19 protein-coding genes, 1 tRNA gene and 1 pseudogene are annotated in these 18,927 nt (G+C 69.0%); 9 read left to right on the top strand and 12 right to left on the bottom strand.

Features of this window, described 5'->3' with window-relative positions:
- The first annotated feature begins 20 nt into the window (after positions 1 to 20).
- Complete coding sequence (locus AB0878_RS35100) at positions 21 to 1,160, top strand: adenosylhomocysteinase (RefSeq protein ID WP_366584661.1); 1,140 nt, start codon at positions 21 to 23, stop codon at positions 1,158 to 1,160.
- On the opposite strand, the gene AB0878_RS35105 is transcribed toward AB0878_RS35100, so the two are convergent.
- From AB0878_RS35105 to AB0878_RS35115, 3 genes are read right to left on the bottom strand one after another with little or no spacing between them, the layout of a single operon-like run.
- Positions 1,161 to 1,538, bottom strand: a complete 378-nt coding sequence (locus AB0878_RS35105) for a VOC family protein (RefSeq protein WP_366584663.1) — start codon at positions 1,536 to 1,538, stop codon at positions 1,161 to 1,163. It abuts the gene before it with no gap.
- Positions 1,535 to 1,903, bottom strand: coding sequence for an SgcJ/EcaC family oxidoreductase (locus AB0878_RS35110; RefSeq protein WP_366584665.1), 369 nt, complete (start codon positions 1,901 to 1,903; stop codon positions 1,535 to 1,537). The genes AB0878_RS35105 and AB0878_RS35110 overlap by 4 nt, the downstream gene beginning before the upstream one ends.
- On the bottom strand, positions 1,900 to 2,499 hold the full coding sequence (locus AB0878_RS35115) for a hypothetical protein (RefSeq protein ID WP_366584667.1): 600 nt from the start codon (positions 2,497 to 2,499) through the stop codon (positions 1,900 to 1,902). Before AB0878_RS35115 ends, AB0878_RS35110 begins: the two co-directional genes overlap by 4 nt.
- A gap of 86 nt (positions 2,500 to 2,585) precedes the next feature.
- Between AB0878_RS35115 and AB0878_RS35120 the strand changes: the two genes are divergently transcribed.
- On the top strand, positions 2,586 to 3,551 hold the full coding sequence (locus AB0878_RS35120; protein ID WP_366584669.1) for a LysR family transcriptional regulator: 966 nt from the start codon (positions 2,586 to 2,588) through the stop codon (positions 3,549 to 3,551).
- A gap of 33 nt (positions 3,552 to 3,584) precedes the next feature.
- Positions 3,585 to 4,073 carry a VOC family protein gene (locus AB0878_RS35125; RefSeq protein WP_366584671.1) on the top strand — a complete coding sequence of 163 codons (489 nt, stop codon included), beginning with the start codon at positions 3,585 to 3,587 and terminating at the stop codon, positions 4,071 to 4,073.
- A 2-nt stretch (positions 4,074 to 4,075) separates the two neighbouring features.
- Here AB0878_RS35125 and AB0878_RS35130 read toward each other — a convergent pair whose 3' ends face one another.
- Together AB0878_RS35130 and AB0878_RS35135 are read right to left on the bottom strand one after the other, a co-directional pair.
- Entirely contained in the window at positions 4,076 to 6,745 is a 2,670-nt protein-coding gene (locus AB0878_RS35130) for a P-loop NTPase fold protein (RefSeq protein ID WP_366584673.1), read from the bottom strand.
- A 65-nt stretch (positions 6,746 to 6,810) separates the two neighbouring features.
- Positions 6,811 to 7,287: a M15 family metallopeptidase gene (locus tag AB0878_RS35135; RefSeq protein ID WP_366584675.1), complete on the bottom strand. Its 477-nt coding sequence runs from the start codon at positions 7,285 to 7,287 to the stop codon at positions 6,811 to 6,813.
- Positions 7,288 to 7,373: 86 nt separating this feature from the next.
- Between AB0878_RS35135 and AB0878_RS35140 the strand changes: the two genes are divergently transcribed.
- Entirely contained in the window at positions 7,374 to 8,051 is a 678-nt protein-coding gene (locus tag AB0878_RS35140; protein WP_366584677.1) for a response regulator transcription factor, read from the top strand.
- Complete coding sequence (locus AB0878_RS35145) at positions 8,044 to 9,138, top strand: HAMP domain-containing sensor histidine kinase (RefSeq protein ID WP_366584679.1); 1,095 nt, start codon at positions 8,044 to 8,046, stop codon at positions 9,136 to 9,138. The genes AB0878_RS35140 and AB0878_RS35145 overlap by 8 nt, the downstream gene beginning before the upstream one ends.
- Here the strand turns inward: AB0878_RS35145 and AB0878_RS35150 are convergent.
- The 4 genes from AB0878_RS35150 to AB0878_RS35165 are packed head-to-tail and all read right to left on the bottom strand — an operon-like array spanning position 9,110 to position 12,856.
- Positions 9,110 to 10,195 carry a UDP-N-acetylglucosamine--N-acetylmuramyl-(pentapeptide) pyrophosphoryl-undecaprenol N-acetylglucosamine transferase gene (locus AB0878_RS35150; protein WP_366584681.1) on the bottom strand — a complete coding sequence of 362 codons (1,086 nt, stop codon included), beginning with the start codon at positions 10,193 to 10,195 and terminating at the stop codon, positions 9,110 to 9,112. The genes AB0878_RS35145 and AB0878_RS35150 overlap by 29 nt on opposite strands.
- Positions 10,192 to 10,824: a D-Ala-D-Ala dipeptidase VanX gene (gene vanX / locus AB0878_RS35155; RefSeq protein WP_366584683.1), complete on the bottom strand. Its 633-nt coding sequence runs from the start codon at positions 10,822 to 10,824 to the stop codon at positions 10,192 to 10,194. Before vanX ends, AB0878_RS35150 begins: the two co-directional genes overlap by 4 nt.
- Positions 10,821 to 11,855: a D-alanine--(R)-lactate ligase gene (vanA, locus tag AB0878_RS35160; RefSeq protein ID WP_366584685.1), complete on the bottom strand. Its 1,035-nt coding sequence runs from the start codon at positions 11,853 to 11,855 to the stop codon at positions 10,821 to 10,823. Before vanA ends, vanX begins: the two co-directional genes overlap by 4 nt.
- Complete coding sequence (locus tag AB0878_RS35165) at positions 11,852 to 12,856, bottom strand: D-isomer specific 2-hydroxyacid dehydrogenase family protein (protein WP_366584687.1); 1,005 nt, start codon at positions 12,854 to 12,856, stop codon at positions 11,852 to 11,854. The genes vanA and AB0878_RS35165 overlap by 4 nt, the downstream gene beginning before the upstream one ends.
- Positions 12,857 to 13,610: 754 nt before the next feature.
- Between AB0878_RS35165 and AB0878_RS35170 the strand changes: the two genes are divergently transcribed.
- Complete coding sequence (locus tag AB0878_RS35170; RefSeq protein WP_366584830.1) at positions 13,611 to 14,444, top strand: SAM-dependent methyltransferase; 834 nt, start codon at positions 13,611 to 13,613, stop codon at positions 14,442 to 14,444.
- A 337-nt stretch (positions 14,445 to 14,781) separates the two neighbouring features.
- On the opposite strand, the gene AB0878_RS35175 is transcribed toward AB0878_RS35170, so the two are convergent.
- On the bottom strand, positions 14,782 to 15,852 hold the full coding sequence (locus tag AB0878_RS35175) for a class I SAM-dependent methyltransferase (protein ID WP_366584689.1): 1,071 nt from the start codon (positions 15,850 to 15,852) through the stop codon (positions 14,782 to 14,784).
- A gap of 401 nt (positions 15,853 to 16,253) precedes the next feature.
- Here AB0878_RS35175 and AB0878_RS35180 point away from each other — a divergent pair.
- The 3 genes and pseudogenes from AB0878_RS35180 to AB0878_RS35190 all read left to right on the top strand — a co-directional run.
- Positions 16,254 to 16,524 (top strand): annotated as a pseudogene (locus AB0878_RS35180) (transposase); the annotation flags it as partial.
- 145 nt (positions 16,525 to 16,669) lie between these two features.
- Positions 16,670 to 16,954, top strand: coding sequence for a hypothetical protein (locus AB0878_RS35185; RefSeq protein ID WP_366584691.1), 285 nt, complete (start codon positions 16,670 to 16,672; stop codon positions 16,952 to 16,954).
- Positions 16,955 to 17,052: 98 nt separating this feature from the next.
- Complete coding sequence (locus tag AB0878_RS35190; RefSeq protein ID WP_366584832.1) at positions 17,053 to 17,799, top strand: tyrosine-type recombinase/integrase; 747 nt, start codon at positions 17,053 to 17,055, stop codon at positions 17,797 to 17,799.
- 7 nt (positions 17,800 to 17,806) lie between these two features.
- On the opposite strand, the gene AB0878_RS35195 is transcribed toward AB0878_RS35190, so the two are convergent.
- Positions 17,807 to 17,879: transfer RNA gene (locus tag AB0878_RS35195), tRNA-Ala, on the bottom strand.
- Between the two features lie 55 nt (positions 17,880 to 17,934).
- Complete coding sequence (gene glpR, locus AB0878_RS35200; RefSeq protein WP_366584693.1) at positions 17,935 to 18,792, bottom strand: gephyrin-like molybdotransferase receptor GlpR; 858 nt, start codon at positions 18,790 to 18,792, stop codon at positions 17,935 to 17,937.
- Positions 18,793 to 18,927: the final 135 nt, after the last annotated feature.

The raw sequence follows: 18,927 nt of genomic DNA on the forward strand, positions 1-18,927 counted from the left end.
AACCGAAGAGGAACACCGTCATGCCCGAAACCCATCCCGCCACGGCCTGGGCGCTCAAGCACATGCCGCTCACCGCGCAGGCGGTCGCCGAACTGACCCCGGTGCTCGCCGGCAAGCGGCTGGCGATGTGCCTGCACGTGGAGCCGAAGACCGCCGCGCTCGTGACGCTGCTCGTGCGCGCCGGCGTCGACGTGCGGCTCACCGGCTCGCCCGGCACCACCCACGACGACGTCGCCGATGCGCTCGCGGAGCTGGGCGTCGCCGTGTTCACCCGCCGCGGCGACGGCGAGGAAGAGCACGCCCGCAACATCGAACGAGTGCTGGAAGTCGAGCCCGACCTCACGCTGGACAACGGCGGCGACCTCACCGTTTCGCTCCTCGGCTCCGGTACTCCGGCGGGTTATCTCGGCGGCACCGAGGAGACGACCACGGGTGGAATCCGGCTGCGTGAAACGAAAGCACGGATCGGCAAGCCCATGGTCGTGATCAACGACTCGCGGCTGAAGCTCCTGGTGGAGAATGAGTTCGGCGTCGGGCAGAGCGTGGTGCAGGGCTTCCTCAACGCCACCAACCTCATGGTGCCCGGGATGCGTGCCGCGGTGCTCGGATACGGACCGTGCGGCAAGGGCGTGGCCGACACGTTGAGCCGCCTCGGCGCGCGTGTTTCGGTCTGCGACACCGACCCGATGCGCGCGCTGGAGACGATCCTCAACGGCCACAGCGTCGGCTCCGCCGCCGAGGTGGTCGCCGACGCGCAGCTGGTCTTCACCGCCACCGGCCACCCGGCGGTGCTGGGCGCGGCCGAGCTCGCGGCGTTGCGCGACGGCGCGGTGCTCGCCGGCGTCGGGCACTTCGCGTGGGAGATCGACCGGGCGGCGCTCGCCGAGAAGACCGTCCGCACCGTCGAGTACGGCGCGCCCTCGCGACGCACGGGCCACGTCCTCGACGACGGCCGTGAGATCGTGCTGCTCGACCAGGGCCGGATGCTCAACCTCACGGCCGCCAACGGGAACTCCATCCAGGCCATGGACCTCGGCCTCACGCTGCAGGCCCGCAGCCTCGCCGCGGTCGCCGCGGGCGGGCTGGCCGACGAGGTGCAGCCCGTGCCCGCGGACGTGGAGCACCGCATCGCGACCGACCTCGTGGCCGCGCTGCGGTAGCTACTCCGCGAGGCCCGGCGGCAGGAAACCGTGTTCGGACAGGTCGAACCAGTTGCCTTCCGGGTCGATCGCGCGGTACTCCGCGAACGGGCGGTCCCCGCCGCGCAGCACCGGCCGGGGGACGCCCGCTTCGGCGAGCTGCTCGGCGATCGGCGGGATTTCCGAGACCTGGAAACCGAAGTGGTTGAAGCCGGTGGCGACGTCGCCGTCGAGCTGCTGCTGGATCAGCGCCAGGTTGAGGTAGCCGTCGGTCACGAAGTGGCTGCCGTCGGGGTCGGTGTGGAACAGCTCCATGCCGAACTGCTCGCAGTAGAAGGCGGCCATGCGCTTCGCGTCCTGCACGACGAAGGCGAGGTGACGCAGGCGAGGGCGGGTCATGCGGAGGGTCCCTTCGGGATCATGTTGTGGAAAGCGGCGATCGTCGGATCGCCGTCGTGGCGGACCACGGCTTGCGCGTGCGTCACCACGCCGGCGGGCCCGATCTCCGACGTCGCGTGCACGAGCGAAAGCACCGGCGACAGGGGGCGGATCAACGTGACTTCGGCGGACAACGTCGTGCCGCGGTAGGCCGTGGCGAACAGCTGGGCGTGGCCTGTTTCCACGGCTTCGCGGCCGACGAGTGCTTCGCCGCGCACGTTGACGAAGTCGACGTCGGACGCGAAGACGGAGGCGAACTGCGTGGCGTCGCCGTTTGCCCAGCCGTCGGTCATCGTCTGCCAGAGAGCGCGAATCGACTCGTTCACGCCGTCACCATCCCCACGCGCAGTGGCAGCGATTCGCAGTCGCCGTTCCACGCGGCCAGCGAGTAGTAGAAGTCGCCGTGCCGGCGTTCGAGGTAACACACGACGTTGAGCGGCCAGCCCGCGCTGCGGAAGACGTACGCGTCCATGGGCGTCGGGCGTTCGCTCAGCGGGCGGCCGCGTTCGCATTCGGGCCCGAGGCGGTGCCAGTCGGGGTGCAGGTGGACGGACCCGAGCACGTCCAGACCACGTGCGTCGGCCTCGCGGGTGATGCGCAGCAGATCCGCGGGATCCAGCCACCACGCGCGCACCGAATTCTCATACGCGGAGCCGAATTTCGGCACGATGGTGGTCGTGAATTCCTCACGCGCGCTCGGGTCGGTGACCCGAGCGTTGCGGCCGAACGCGAGGTCCGAGACGATCAGCGCGTCGTCGGCGAAGGTGCCCAGCAGCACGGCGAAACACGGTCTCGGTTCCTCGGGCGTGATGAACGCGTATTCGATGGCCGCCGCGTCGAGGAACCGCTGCAGCACGTCGTCGGAGAACAGGACGGGAAGCGTCGTTTTCCCGATGAGCGGAACGGGGACCAGAGATGTCACGCCGGGCACCGTAACCAGGCACGATGCGGTGTGGCCATGATCATCACGGGATCGGCCCTATTGCATCCGGCGATAATGTTTTCCCCATGCGCCTGGAAATCCGGCACCTCGAGCTCGTGGTCGCGATCGCCGAGGCCGGCAGCCTGCGCAGAGCCGCGGGCCGCCTGCACCTCACGCAGCCGGCGGTGACCACGCAGCTCAAACGGATCGAGCAGTTCCTCGGCGGGCCGCTGTTCGTCCGTTCGGCCGAAGGCGTGCTGCCCACCCACACCGGTACGGAACTGGTGCGCGACGCCCAGAAAGTGCTGCACGGCTTCGACGCCCTGCAACGCGCCGCGCGCCTCAACGCACAACACGAAGCGGGCGCGCCCGTTCGCGTCGGCGGGATTCCGGCGCAGCAGTTCAGCCTCCTGGTGAACGCGTTGACGACCATGCTGCCCCGGCGCGAGGTCACCAGCCGCACGATCCGCGAAACGGGTGCGCTGACAGCGTTGCTGCGCTCGGGTGAGCTGGACGTCGCGGTGATGCGCGCGTTCCCGGGCTTCCCCCTGATCCCGCCCGACGGCGTCGAACACCGCCTGCTGCTGCGGGAACCGTTTTTCATCGGCGTCGCGGAAGACCACGCCCTGGCCGCGCGCGGCGAGGTCGCGCTCGCCGAATTGGCCGATGAACGCTGGGTGATGCCTGACCCCGACGACAGCGGAATGAACGAGTTCTTCGCCCGCACCTGCGCGTCGGCCGGCTTCGACCAGCGCATCACGCACCTGACCAACGAGGCGCACGTCGCGTTCGCCCTGACCGCCGAGGGCCGCGCGATCTGCCTGCTCTACCCCATCGGCACCGACCGCACGGGCATCTCGACGGTGTCGCTGACCGGCACCCCGCTCTACCGCGAGCTCGTCCTCGCGTGGCGCACCGACTCCCCGATCGCTTCACTGGTGGACGAGATGTGTGCCAAGATCGAGGCCGGGTACCTCGCGCTGGTCGAGGACTCGCGCTTCTACCGGAAGTGGTGGCACGACGGCGGTTCCGCGTTCGCGCTGCCACTCTGAAGTTGCCGTTGTCGTTGCCATGAAGGAGTCACCATGCCGATCCGAGGCCTGAACCACGCCGTCCTCTGGGTCCGCGACGCCGCCCGCAGCAGCGCCTTCTACGTCGACGTCCTGGGCTTCCGCGCGGTGCACACCTCGGACCGCGCCGTCTTCCTCCAGGCCCCCGACTCCCACAACGACCACGACCTGGGCCTCTTCACCCTCCCGGACGCCGCCGCGGCCCCCGCCGGTTCCGTCGGCCTGTACCACCTCGCCTGGGAAGTCCCCACCCTCGCCGACCTCCAGACCTACCTCGGCGCCCTGCAGACCGCCGGCGCCCTCGTCGGCTCCACCGACCACGGCACCACGAAAGCCCTCTACGCCAAAGACCCGGACGGCCTGGAGTTCGAGATCTGCTGGCTGGTCCCCCAGTCCCGGATCACGCCCGCCGACCGCGCCCACAACGGCCCCCTCAACCTCGCCACGGACATCACCCGCTTCGGCGCCGACACACCTGGTGAATCGGCTCGTATCCCGGCCTGAGTTCAGGCCGCGGGCGAGAGCACGTAGGAGAACCGGCGGATCACCGGAACCCACTTCTGGAAGTGGGCCAAGCGGTCGACCTCCAGCGCGGCCGACGCCTGCGCAAGTCCTCGATGCAACCGAAGCCAGACGCGCGCTTCCTCTTCGCTCAGGGCGCCGACCACCGCGTTCCACCATCGCTCGCCCTCGCGCTGGGGCTCGCAATCGGCGACGAACTCGGCCCACGTCGCTTCGCTCGACCGGCGGGCCAGACCGCCACGGACCGACCGGCTCGCGTCGGCGGCACCGTCCAGCGCGTTGCCCAGCAAAGGGGCCGGCGCGGTCAGCAAGCCGAGCAGTGCGACGACCACCTGGTATTCGCCCGGTTCCCCGTCTTCACCGAGGAACCGCGACACCTCGGAGAGATCCCGGGTCGAGCGGAGCATCCGGTAGAAGTTGAACAGCCGTTTCGCCTCGCGCGGCGTGGCAACCAGCCGGTCCAAGGAGGACAACAGCTCGATCTCCCGGTCGGTGAGCGGACGTGGTGGTTTCACGGCCCGCTCGGGTCGCCGTCGACTGTCTACTTCGGACCCGGCTTCGATGTCCGGAACCGCCTCCTGCGCAACCGGCGGCGGGGACGGCAGCTCAGTGACGGATCGGGCTCGAGTGGTCTGTGTCGGCACGAGCGAGTGCAGCAACCGGCGCAGGCTTCCCGACGACATGCCGGGCAGAACCAGCGGCAGGTTGATGATCTTCTCCAGGTAGTCCTCGGGCGTCACGTGCCCGCCGCCCGGGGTCTCGGCGAGGATCTCGTCGTAGTGGCTGCTCAGCGACCGCACCAGCCACCGGGGGTCGACTCCGACCACCACCACGAACAGTTCCAGCGCGAGCAGCAGGTGTATCGCTTCGAGCACCTCGACCACCTGCCGCGAGCTGCACCGGTCGAGGTCGTCGATGTACAGCACGATCCGGTCGATCGCCTTCCCTCCCGGCTCGGGATGCGCTCGCCAGTCGGCCATCAGCTCGACGAGCTGCTCGAAGTCCTTCCGGATCGTCGAGACGAGGCCGAGGTTGCGTCGGTAGGAGTCGTCGCGCGCGCGTTCGGCCAGGAAGGTGTAGAGACTTCGGCCCGGCGTCAGCTCGGTCAGCTGCCGGCCGAGCTCACCGACGCGAGCCACGACCTCGTCCAGCTGGGCCTCGGCGACCCGCTGGTCGGCCTCGGTCCTGCGGATCTCGTCCAGCAGCCCGGTGACCTCCGGCGACGCCTGGTCCATCCCGCTGCGCAGCTGGTCGCCGAGTTCGCGCAGCGCCTGGATTCCCGACCTGGCCCGGGCCAGGAACGCGATCCCGGTGCCGGCCACGGCGACGAACCCGGCGCCCGCCGCCGTCAGCCACTGCCACGCCGCCGGCGCGACCACCGCGACGAGGAAGCCCACCAGCAGGATCACCGCGGCCGCGGCAAGCGCGACCTTGCCCCAGCGGTCCTTGGGCGACCTCCGCAGCGCGTCGGCCTCAGTCAGCGCGCCGCGCAACTGCTCGACCAGCAACGCGCCTTGCTCGGCCTCGTCCTGAACGCCGAGGTGCCGCCACACCTGCCCGGAGCCCGCCAACGCGTGGACGAGGGCTTTCCCGGTGGTTTCGCGCCTCGAAGTGGCTTTGTCGACGTCGGCCTGGAGCTTCGCGACCGTGGTCTGTGCCTGGTCCTTGGCGTCCTCGAGTTCCTTGGCCTGCTCGAGCCGTCCGCTGAGTTCCTGCCGCAGCTTCACGCGGCGTTCCTGCGCGCTCGGACCGGGGCCGGCGAGCTGGCGGAAGATCTCGTCGCCGAGGCTGGCCCACAGGTTGGCGTCGGCGTAGTGCCAGGCGTTGAAGCCGATCTGGACGACCTCGTGCGTGTAGGCGCGGTTGCCGGAGCTCGCCAGCCGGCCCACCTCTTCCCGCAGCAGCCCCATGAAGTAGCTCTTGCCCGAGCCCCACTCGCCGAAAACCCCGACGGACAAAGGCAATGGGGTGCTGCGGTCGGCGATCACCGTGGCCATCATGGACACGTACGGCGCGACGCCGAGGCGGTCGCGGTCGAGCGGAATCCCGACGTTGGGGTCGACCCGATCACTCGAAACGCCACCGGCCAGGTCGGCCGCACTTGTCTCACCACTCCAGGCCGCACGGATCGCCTCTTCCGTCGCGCTGTCGAGGCAGAGGAAAACCAGCCGCTGGAGACTTCCACCGTCGAGGCCTTGAAGCGCCTTCACCGCCGCAGGAATCGCTACGGCAGCAACTGCGTCCGGCTCGAAACCGAGGCTGCCCGCGCCCAGCAGCGGCAAGCCCAAGGCGACCGCGCCGGCCTTTGCCGCCGCCTGCACGACGGCTTCGGTGGAAGTGGCGATCGCAGGAAGCGTCGGGTCTTGGAAAGAGCCACCGTCGTGCGGTGTCGCGAGCAGGGCGAACCGCAGCGAACCGGTGACGGGTTCGCGCAGATCGAGGACTTGTGGCAGCCCCGGTGTGATCGAGTCGAATTCGATCGCAGCCCAGTCGACTTCGGGAAACTCGCGGCTGACCGCGTGCCCGAGCGTGCCGAATGTGCCGCCGACGGAAATGACGATGGCGTCGATTCCGGCTTCCCACGGACGATCCGTGCGCACCACGTGACACGACACCGCGCCCACTGAGCCGAGGTCGCCCGGTTTCCTTGCCATATCAGCGTGCGGCCTCCCCGTCGCGACCTGACCTTCGCGAGCAGCGTATCCCGGGGAAAGCCCCGTCACCGCCTCATTCGTGGATCTTCCGACGGATCCGCATACATCGGCGGACAACCACCCTGAACCGCCTCCAGCCGTAGCTCGTAATGCCACGGTTCGTTCCGGTAGATCTGATACAACCCAAACCGCGAACCATGCTCCGACAACCACACCCGAGCCGCCGACGGGCCGACATCCACCGCGTGCCCCGACACGTGCGCGGAAGTGTCCGGAGTGGCCACCCACCGCGCGGCCTCGGCTGCCGAGCCGTAGCGCGCCACGGCGTCCACGAGCAGCCACTCCTGGTACTCCGGTGACCGCCAGCCGCCGTTGACGAGGATCTCGACGCCCTCGGCGGCGGCGACCGAAGCGGCCCGGCGCAACGCGGCCAGCAGGGCGGGATCGAGATTCACCACGGCGGCGGCCCCGTCGTCGAAGACCGTTACCGGAACGGGGACGGCGCCGTGGGACCGGGGCGGCCGGGTTTCGAGGTAGGGCATGCCGCCAGTGAAGGGAGCATTGTGTTGCCGGCGCGTTCGAGATTTTCGATATGCCGGCGATAGGGACCGGCTCGTAGCATCGGAGCATGCGGGTGCTGGTGGTCGAGGACGAGCCCTACCTGGCCGACGCGATCCGCGCCGGGCTGCGGCTGGAGGCGATCGCCGCGGACGTCGCCGGGGACGGGGACGCCGCGCTGGAGCTGCTGGGTGTCAACGCGTACGACATCGCCGTGCTCGACCGCGACATCCCCGGGCCGTCCGGGGACGAGGTCGCCAAGCGGATCGTCGCGTCGGGCAGCGGCACGCCGATCATCATGCTCACCGCCGCCGACCGGCTCGACGACAAGGCGTCCGGGTTCGAGCTCGGCGCCGACGACTACCTCACGAAGCCCTTCGAGCTGCGCGAGCTCGTGCTCCGCCTCAGAGCGCTCGACCGACGGCGCGCCCACAGCCGGCCGCCCGTGCGGGAGATCGCCGGCCTGCGGCTGGACCCGTTCCGCCGCGAGGTCTACCGCGACGGCCGCTACGTCGCGCTCACCCGCAAGCAGTTCGCGGTGCTCGAAGTGCTCGTCGAGGCCGAAGGCGGGGTCGTCAGCGCCGAAGACCTGCTGGAACGCGCGTGGGACGAGAACGCCGACCCGTTCACCAACGCCGTGCGCATCACCGTTTCGGCGCTGCGCAAACGGCTCGGCGAGCCGTGGATCATCGCGACGGTGGCGGGCGTCGGCTACCGCATCGACCCCGGTGGTGTGGACCATGACTAGGCCGCCGGGGCTGAGCGTCCGGCTCAAGCTCACGCTCAGCTACGCCGGGTTCCTCATGATCGCCGGGGTCCTGCTGCTCGCCGCCGTGTGGATGTTCCTGTTGCGGGACCGGCCCACCGGCGACGTCGGCGTGCTCAGCTTTTCGAACTTCCTGCGCGCCTTCAACCCGCGCAACTTCGGCCCGGCCGTCTTCGGGCCGGCGGCGGTCATGGTGCTCGTGTTCCTGCTGGTCTTCGGCCTGGTGGGCGGGTGGATCCTCGCCGGGCGCATGCTCAAGCCGCTGACCCGCATCACCGACGCCACCCGCGTGGCCGCGCACGGCTCGCTGTCCCACCGGATCCGGCTGCGGGGCCGCGAGGACGAGTTCCGCGAGCTCGCCGACGCTTTCGACGCCATGCTCGAACGGCTCGAAGCCCACGTCGTCGAGCAGCAGCGGTTCGCCGCCAACGCGTCTCACGAGCTGCGTACGCCGCTGGCGATCTCGCAGGCTCTGCTCGACGTCGCCCGCCAGGACCCGGACAGCGACCCGGGCGAGCTCGTCGAACGCCTGCACACCGTGAACGCGCGGGCGATCGAGCTGACGGAGGCGTTGCTGCTGCTCAGCCGCACCGATCAGCGGTCGTTCAGGCGCGAGCCGGTCGACTTGTCGCTCATCGCGGAGGAAGCCACCGAGACGCTGCTGCCGTTCGCGGAGGAGCACGGCGTGACCCTGGAGACGGTCGGGGACGTCACGCCCGCCGACGGCTCACCCGCGCTTCTGCTGCAGCTGACCACGAACCTGGTGCACAACGCGATCGTCCACAACCTCCCCGAGCACGGCAGCGTGCGGATCGAGACGGCCGTGCGGGCGGGGTTCGTGATGCTGACCGTCGAGAACACCGGAGAGAAACTCAGTCCACAACTGGTCTGGACGCTCACCGAGCCGTTCCAGCGCGGCACCGAACGCGTCCGCGGTGCGCACGCCGGGGTCGGCCTCGGGCTGGCCATCGTCCGGAGCATCACGCGAGCGCACGACGGAATCCTCAGCCTCGCGCCGCTGCCCGGCGGCGGCCTGCGGGTCACGGTGCAGCTGCCCTCGCCGCGGTGAGGACGTGGCGGGCCAGGGTCAGGCCCGCGTCCGGTGCGCCGGCCGCCGACGCCCGGGCCGACATCGCGCGGAGCCGTACGGGATCGGTGAGGATCGGGATCACGGTGGCCTCGATCCAGTCCGGGTCGAGGTCCGCGTCGTCGACGAACAGCCCGCCGCCCGCCGCGACGACCGCTTCGGCGTTCAGCCGTTGCTCGCCGCCGCGCAACGGCAGCGGGACGTACGCGGCCGGCAGCCCGACCGCGGCCAGCTCCGCGCACGTCATCGCCCCCGAACGACACAGCACGAAATCGGCCGCGGCGTAGGCGTCGGCCATCTCGTCGACGTAGGGAACGACGACGTGGGCGCTGTCTGGTACCTCGACGACGTGGCGCGGCCCGGTGATGTGCAGGACCTGCACCCCGGCCGCGTTGAATGCGGCGGCCGCGCCGGACACCGCGGCGTTGATCGTCCCGGCGCCCTGCGAACCGCCGGTCGCCAGGAGCACCGGCCCGTCGGGACGCAGGCCGAACCGTCGGCGGGCCTCTTTACGCAAGGCGGGCAGGTCGAGCGCGGTGATCGCCGGCCGCAGTGGGATCCCTACGGCGGTGGCGTGCTTCAGCCGAACCCCGGGGGCGGCGGTGAACACGTGAGTCGTCAGCCGCGTGGCCAACCGGTTGGCCACCCCGGGCCGCGCGTTCGCCTCGTGGACGACGATCGGCAGCCTCCTCGCGCGGGCCGCGAGGTAGGCCGCAACGGCGACGTACCCGCCGAAACCCACCACGACGTCGGCCCGCACCCCGTCGAGCACCGCCCCGGCCGCGCGCACGGAGTCACGCAGCCGGCCCGGCGTGCGCAGCAGATCCGGGCCCAGCTTGCGCGGCAACGGCGCCGGCGGGATGAGTTCGAGTGAGTAGCCGCGAACCGGGATGAGCGTGGTGTCCAGCCCGCGGACGGTGCCGAGGGCGGTGATCTCCGCCGTCGGCTCCAGCCGGCGCACCGCGTCGGCGAGGTTCATCGCGGGTTCGATGTGCCCCGCCGAATGGCCGCCGGCGACGACGACACGCGGTGGCGTCACGCGGACTTCTTCAGGCTCGGCCAGGTGACGGGGAAATCGAAGTAGGTGTCCGGGAAAGGCTCGGCTTTCAGCGTGTAGTGCCACCATTCGCATTCGTAGGAGGCGAAGCCGCAGGACTCCATGATGGCGCGGAGGTGCTGCCGGTTCCCGGTTTCGGCGTCGGTGATGCCCGGCGCGCCGTGGTGGGAGATCACATCCATCAGGTCGTGGTCGCCGCCCATGGCCGCGAGCTCGCCGGTGGCCAGGTGGTACAGCGTCAGGTCGACGGTGCTGCCCCGGCTGTGGCCCGATTTCGCTGCCACATAACCCTTCTCGAACATCTCGGCGCGCCCGATGTTCGGGTAGTGCCGCCGTTTCGTCCGGCCGTCGTCGGGCTCCCTCGACCAGCGCACGAACCGGTCCACGGCGCGTTGCGGACGATAACCGTCCCACAGGAGCAGTCCGAAGCCGAGGGACGCGGCCTTCTCGTGCGCACTTGTCAGAGCCGCGCACAACGCCGTGGTGCCGACGATGCGATTGACCAGGTACCCGTCCACGGGCTTGCCGGTGAAGTTGTCCCAGGTGGCGTACTTGGCGTCCCAGCGGATTCCCGGCACCACCTCGTCGACGAAGGCGAAGTCCTCGTTCACTGGACCTTCCCCGTCATCGCCAGCGACACGGCCCGGTCGAGCACCTCGGCGAACGACAGGCCCGCGGCCGCCATCATCCGCGGGTAGCGGCTGTAGGCGGTCAGTCCGGGGAAGGTGTTGACCTCGTTGAGGGCCACCGTGCCGTCGTCGGTGAGGAACATGTCCACCCGTGCCAGGCCCCGGCATGCGAGGGCGCGATAGATCGCCTTCGCCGTCTCCTGCACCAACTCGCGCGCGTCCGGCGAGATGTCGGCCGGCACGGTCACCGTCGAGTTCTCGGAACCACTTTCCGGGTCGACTTCCTGGTGGATCCGGAAGAACCCGTGCGACAGCGTGATCTGGTCCACTTCACCGACGGTCAGCTCCAGCTCGTTCCCCAGCACCGCACACCCGACCTCGCTGCCGACGACGGCGTCCTCGATGAGCACCTTCTCGTCGTACTTCCGCGCGACTTCGACGGCACTCGCCAGCTCTTCGGGCCCGGACACCTTGCTGACCCCGAACGACGACCCCGACCGGGCCGGCTTGACGAACACGGGGTAGTTCAGCTCGCCGGGGTTTTGGTGTTCGGCGGCAACCCGGCACGTCGGCGTCGCGATCCCCGCCGCCGCGACGACGGTGTAGGCCAACGACTTGTCGATACACAGCACGGAACTGGGCACGTCACACCCCACGTACGGGATGCCGGACAGCTCCAGCAACCCTTGCATCGCCCCGTCCTCGCCGTGACGGCCGTGCAGAACCGGCAGCACGACGTCCAGGTCGATCACCTCGTAGCGCCCCTCCTCCAGCACGTGCAACCCGGGCACGCTCCGATCGGGCGACAACGTGACGGGGCGGTATCCGCCCGTTTCCCAGCCGTCACCGGGGCCCGCGCACAGCCGCCACGCGCCACCCTGGGTGATCCCGATCCAGAACGCCTCGTACTTGTCGGCGTCCAGGTTCCTGGCCACCTCCTGCGCGGATTTGATCGACACGGGGTGTTCTTCGGACGTGCCCCCGAAGATGATGCCGATTCTGATTCTGTTCACGCCACGTCCCCGCTTTCGAAGTTCAAGCAATTGGCCAGACTGTTCTCGACGGTGTCGCTCAGCGCGTGATCCGTGTAATAGGCGGTGTGCGGACTGATCAGCACATTCGGCATGCGCTGCAACCGCACCAGCGCTTCGCTTTCGATCACCTTGTCCCGGCAATCGGCGTAGAACACTCCCTCTTCCCCTTCGAGGACGTCCAGCGCCGCACCACCCAACCTGCCACCTTCCAGCGCCGCGAGCAGCGCGGCGGTTTCGATCAAGGCCCCTCTCCCGGTGTTGACCACAACCGCGCCACACTTCAGCTGCGCGATCCGCGCCCGGTCCAGCAGGTGATACGTCCCCGCATCCAGGGGCGTGTGCAACGTGACGATGTCGCTCAACCCCAGCAACTCCTCCAGCGGCACGTAATCCGCCGAACTCCGCGGCCGGCTGTCATACGCGATGACGTTGCCCCCGAACCCGCGCAACCGATCGATCACCGCCGCCCCGATCCGCCCCGTCCCGATCACCCCGACGGTCAGATCCCGCAGCTCTTTCCCCCGCACCTCGGCCAGCCGATAATCATGCACATCCGCCCGCCTGATCACGGCTTTCGCATTCCGCACCGCCATCAACATCAGCATCACCGCGTAATCGGCCACGCTGTCCGGCGAATACGCCACGCCCTCCACGGTGATCCCGACGCTCTTCGCATACTCCACGTCAATGTGGTCGAACCCCACACTCCGCGTCGACACATACCTCACCCCGGCCCGGCTCAACGCGAGCAACGCGGAATTCTGAACCTTCGTCTTGTGCCCCACGCTGACACACCGATTCCCCACCGCCAGCGCCGTATTGGCTTCGCTGAGTGCCTCCGCCGTGATCCCCAGCGCCACCCCGCACTTCTCCGCCAACGCCCGGAACAACGCCGCCTCATCCGGCTCACACCCGTAAACGGCAACCCCGGTCCCCACCGCGGCAGCCGCCCCCGGCCGCACCGCTTCCCTGTGCCTCATGCGGCCCAGTCAACGCACCCCCACGTTGCGGCCCCGTATCCACTTTCCGATACACCGGCGATACACCGAGGCCCGCGCCGCTCCCCCCGTCACGACCCTGTGACATGCAACCACCATCGCCGCACTTCGAAGCTGTCCGCAACGATGCCGTCGCAGGCGGGCTGCCCGAACTGGGTAGCCGACGGAACAATCCCTGACACTCAAATGGGAAGCCGCGCAAACCACCACGACTTACCTCCCCGACGCAACCGCAGCGGGGGGTCCGGGGGGCGAAGCCCTCCCCGGGCGGGGCCTGGGGGTTTGCACCCCCAGAAAACAAAACGGAGCGAGCCAGTTCGCGTTTTCAGCGAACACAACTCGCCCCGAGTGACATGGAGCTGAGGGGAATCGAACCCCTGACCTTCTCGATGCGAACTATCAGCACGAACGCCGTTGCCGGTCTTTGCCGAGGTCAGAGGGTCGTCGCTGGTCGATCGCGGGCGCTGAGCGTCGGTGCGGTTGCTGTACTTCGCTGCTGTACGGCAACGAACCGACCCGGGAAGCAACTCTGGGTCGGACGGAGGTAGGTGGGCGAGCTGCCCTGGTGACGCGGGTGGCCGGCAGGGTTCGAGCCATGGCGGGCGGAGTCACCGCCACGCTGCTCGTCGTGGGGCCGGTCTGAGAAGGCCGGTGAACAACCGGGGATGTGGACACCGCGTCGGTGATCACTACTAACCTCGGTGTAGCTGTGGCCACTCGAGCAGGAAGGCACGACATGCCGGCAGACGCTGCTGACTTGAACACTCCGGTCGGGGTCGATCCGCATCGGGCCAGCGTGGCGCGGATGTACGACTACGCAATGGGGGGCAAGGACTGGTACGAGGTCGACCGCCTCGAGCTCGAGCGGCTCAAGACGGTCATGCCGGAAGCGGTGGACCTTGCGCTGGAGAACCGGCGGTTCCTGATCCGGATGTGCCGGTTCCTCGCGGAGCAGGCGGGGCTCACGCAGTACCTGGACCTGGGATCCGGTCTGCCCACGGCGGAGAACGTGCACCAGGTGGTGCAGCGGGTCGACCCGCTGTCGAAGGTCGTCTACGTCGACCACGACCCGGTCGTGACCGCGCACGGCCGGGCGTTGCTCGAGGAGAACGACAACACCCGCTACATCGCCGGCGACATCTTCGATCCGCGCGGCATCCTCGAGGACGAGACCGTGCGCAGCCACCTCGACTGGAACCGGCCGATCGGGCTGCTGTTCATCGCGAGCCTGCACCACTTCAAGGGTGACCGGGCGCGCCCGGCCGAGGTCACCGGCGAGTTCATCGATGCACTGCCTTCAGGTTCCTACGTGGCGATCTCGCATGCCTTCAACCCCGGTGACGGTGCGGACAGCGAAGCGATGCGGGCATTCGAAGCGGCCGTCGCCCGCGGCTCGCTCGGCGGCGTCACGGCACGGACCGCGGAGGAGATCGTCGAGCTGTTCCACGGGCTCGAACTCGTCGAACCCGGGCTGGTCGAGCTGGTCAACTGGTGGCCCTCTGGGCCGCGCCTGAAGCCGTTGAACGTCGCCCAGCGACTGATGGCCGGAGCCGTCGCCCGCAAGCCCTGACCGACTCCGCGCCGATTCTCCGGTGTGGCGGCACCGCTTTAGGAGAGCGGTGCCGCCGAACGGCCGGTAGCGCCTCTGACCAGGGATAACGCCGCGTTCTAGCCGCCCGGGGAGGTCATTTCGGGGTGTCCTCGCGGTAGCAAGGCCGCCTTGCGCCCGGTCAGCACCCCAGCGCAGAACGAGTGGGAGCGCCGCCACCGCGCGAACGCCATCACCGGAATCCCTCACGGCGCGTGTGGTAGCCGAGATCGAAGCCAGTCACGGGTGAGATTTCTGCCATCCAGAGCCGGACCAAGGTCGAGTATCCCGCGCACGTCCCGATCGCAGGCGTCGCCGGTCAGCGGCGCGCAGCGTAGATGCGGTTGCTCACCGTTTCCGCCGCCAGGGTCCACGTGCGCAGGCCTGATTCGGCGGCAATAGCGCGCATAGCGTCCTCGCCGGCGTGGTTGCCGAGGGCGTGCGGGCCCTTCTGGGCCAGCGCGGCGGGCAGGCAAACGGCGACGGAGGTCGCGGCGAAGGAACGGCCCACGGGGTTGATGGTGTCCTCGACGTTGCCGGACACGTTGGGTTCGACGATCATGCAGGTGCCGTCGTCGGCGAGGGCCCGCTCGGTGCGGCGGAGGGCGGCGCCGGGGTCGCCGAGGTCGTGCAGGCAGTCGAAAAACGTGATCAGGTCGTACCGCTCGCCGGGAAAGTCCCCCGCCGCGGCGACGTCGAAGGTGGCGCGGCCGCCGAGGCCTCGTTCGGCGGCCAGTTTCCGCGCCGCCTCGATGGACGGACCGTGGAAGTCGTAGCCGTGGAACTCCGACCGCGGGAAGGCTTCGGCCATCAGCAGCGCGGAATACCCGTGCCCGCAACCGATATCGGCCACCGACGCCCCACGTTCCAGCTTCTCGACGACACCTCCGAGCGCCGGGAGCCACTCCTGCACGAGTGACGCCGTGTAGCCCGGCCGGAAGAACGCCGCGACTCCCTCGAACAGCTCCGGCGCGTGCTGCGCCCAGCCGACGCCCTCGCCGGTGCGGAACGCCTCTGCGAGCGCGTCCTCGGTGGCGAACAGCGCCTTCAGCATGGTGAACGTGCCCATGGCATAGGTCGGCGAGGACGCGTCCGCGAGGACGGCCGCGTGCTCGTCCGGGAGCTCATACGTGGCGCCACCCGGGTCGTAGCGGACGTACTCTCCGGCGACCTGGACGGCCAGCCACTCGCGCACGTACCGCTCGACCAGACCCGATCTTTCGGCCAGCTGCGCGGACGTCAGTGGTCCGGCGCCGGCCATTGCCGAATACAGGCCGAGCCGCCCACCGAGCGACGTGGACAACCCCGCCTTTGCCGCGCCGCTGTCAACGACGACCCGCCGCTGGAAATCCGCCACACGGTCCTGATCCAACGAACCTGCGTCGGTCATGTCAGTCATCTCCTGTCTGCGCCAGGTCGGGCTTGCCCAACTCACGTTACGCAGCTGCCCACAGCCGAGCGCACAGCTGCGCAATAGGTTCACCACGTCCGGCCACGCGCTCGAGCCGGACAAACCCGGCTGGTCGTCCTCGCGGTTGGTGCGCCGCGCCGCCGAGGCCAAAAGATCAGATCAGCCCAGGGAACGGCGGATCTCGCAACGACGTGACCAGGAATTACGCACCGCCCACGGCCTGCACGACGCACTCCAGGCGCTCATAACAGCAGGCACGGTCGCGGTGTTTCCTCTGCTGGGTATGAGCGGCGATCAGGCTGTCCCGCCGGCGCAACGTCCGGGTCCCGCGGCATGAGCAAGCTCACCCACGAGACGCTGTTGATCCCGTCGTTTTGACGCGTCCGCAAGGTGGTGGGCAGGTCGCCGGTCGAGGACCGGGCTGTGTTCACGGCGGCGGTGTACGTGCTGACCAGCGGGTGCGCGTGGCGGATGCTGCCACCGTCGCTCGGGGTCACGGTGCCGACCGCACATCGCGGGTTCGCCGAGTGGACCAAAGCCGGTCTATGGCCCCGCCTTCACCGGTTCGTCCTGGACGACCGCGCAGGCCTGCCCCTGGCGGTCGCGGTGTCCGCCGCCAATACCAACGACTCCTACGCCCTAGGTCCATTAAGGACGGCGGAAATCGTCGAGTCCTGCCTGCTTGGGTTGACGAATACATCAATCGACTCGTGGAGGAAGCGGCCCGATATGGCGAGCAAGGGACGCGCCAACGGCGAGGGGTCGATTTACCCGTTCCGCAACGGGTTTGCCGCGTATGTGTGGGGTCACCACTCCGACCGGCGAAAGGAAGCGCAAGTACGCGTACGGCCCGACGCGCGAACTGGTCCACGAGAAGTGGCTCAAGCTTCATCGGACGGCCAAGAACGGCCCTGTGGCGACCTCGGTGCCGCGCTTGCGCGAGTATCTGAACCACTGGTTGACGGAGGTGATCAAGCCGAACCGCGCGCCTCTGACGTACGTCAACTACGAGCTGTTCACCCGGCTCTACATCAACCCGGCATTGGGCGACCAACGGCTGGACAAACTCGGTGTGCGCTGAGCGCTCGCCTGTGCTGCAAGGACGCGCCGTCTGCCCGGACGGTCTCCGACATCCGCGCGTGCCTGCGCGCGGCGCTGAACCACGCAATCCGCGAGGAGTTGATCAGCAGGAACGTCGCGGAGCTGGTGACGCTCCCGACCGTCCGCAAGCGCAAACGAACAGCCTGGACGAGCGAGGAGGCTCGGAGGTTTCTCGAATCGGCCCGAGACGCCCGGGACGCGATGTACGCCGGGTACGTGCTCGCCGTTGTCCTGGGCCTGCGCAAGGGCGAGATCCTGGGGCTCACGTGGGACGCACTCGACTTCGACAACGGCGAGCTGGCCGTCAGTCACCAGCTCCAGCGGGCCAGCGGCGAGCTGCTACACCCGGAGACGAAGACCGCCGCCTCGGACGACACCGTGCCGCTGCCGTCCATCGTCGTCGCCGCCCTGGAGAAGCGGCGGCGGGAGCAGCGGGCAGACCAGAAGGAGGCTGAGCTGGCCTGGCACCCGAACGACCTGGTGTTCACCACGAAGTACGGGCTGCCGATCGACCCCCCGAACTTCAACCGATCCTGGGACAACCGAGTCACGCTCAGGGGTTCGGAAGATCACCGTGCACGATGGACGGCGATCCTGCGGCACGCTGCTGGTCGACCTGGACGTGCACCCCCGGGTGATCATGCGCATCCTGCGGCACGCGCAGTTCTCGATGACGATGGAGATCTACTCGCAGGCGTCCTCGAAGAAGACGCGGGACGCGCTCAAACGTCTTGGCGAGAGCCTCGACGAGTAGCGCCATTGCTGTACTTTGCTGCTATCAAGGCAACAAAAGAGGCCGTCCACTCTACAGTGGACGGCCTCTGACCTGCGGTGGAGCTGAGGGGAATCGAACCCCTGACCTTCTCGATGCGAACGAGACGCGCTACCAACTGCGCTACAGCCCCTTGTTCAGTGCTCGTAGAGCGTATCAGCTACCCCAAGAGCACCGAACGCCGGGGGTCACTCCCCGACCGCCCGGCGGTACGGGCTGGTCCCCGGCTCGTCGAGTTCCTCGAAGGCCGGGTCTTCGTCGTCGAGGTCGACCACGACGGCCTGGCGGCGGATGCGGGACATGGGGGACGGCTTGCGTTCCACGATCTCGCGGGGCGCCGGCGAGACGACCTCGACGTGGTCGTCCTCCTCTGAAGCAACCGAAGCCGCCGGAGCCGAAGCCGAGGCCGAAGCAGCAGGACGCCGCGGCGCCGGAAGGGGCTCGCGAGCTTCTCGAGAGCCTTCCCGCGCATACCGCGCCATCCGCCGCTGCCGGATGTCGTTTTCGATGCGGACCTGGCGGCGCAGGTACGCGAGGTAGCCGACCAGGATCACGTCGACCACGGCGTTGCCCCACCACACCACCGACATCACGAAGCCCGCGAAGGCGGCCGACGCGACGGCGAGGATCAGCAGGATCACGACGATCCGCTGGCGGAACGCGTACTTCGCCCGCGCGGCGATCTCTGCCGCTTCCGGGTCGAAGCCGCCGCGGCCCGGGCGGTAGCCGGGGCGCGAGCGGGCGGGCTCGTCGCGCACTTCGGCGGCCGGCTGGGGCAGCGGCTCGGGTTCCGGTTCTTCCTCTTCGAGGTCGGCATCGAGCTCCGCCTCGAGTTCGGCGAGGTCGTCCTCCACCGAAGGTTTCGCACTTTCGGACACGGCGAACTCCTCCTGTCCTTCATTGCGAGCTCCCCCGCTGCGCACGACGCGCGCTGCGAGCGCGGACGACGGCGTCCGTGCAACCTGCTGGCGCTTGCGAGCCACCATGGGCACGAGAACGACGAGCCATGCCGCGGCGAGCGCGACGATGATCACCGAGCTGGGCATCTCCCGTCACCTCCCCCGATCCTCTGCTGTAGTCACGCTAGCCACAACAGTCACACAGGAGACGCAGACTCGCCGGGTTCGATCACGAAATTGCGTCACCGGATTAGGTGAATCTCACAGTATGTGGTAACGCGT

The organism is Amycolatopsis sp. NPDC047767, from assembly GCF_040704195.1.
Lineage (GTDB): Bacteria > Actinomycetota > Actinomycetes > Mycobacteriales > Pseudonocardiaceae > Amycolatopsis.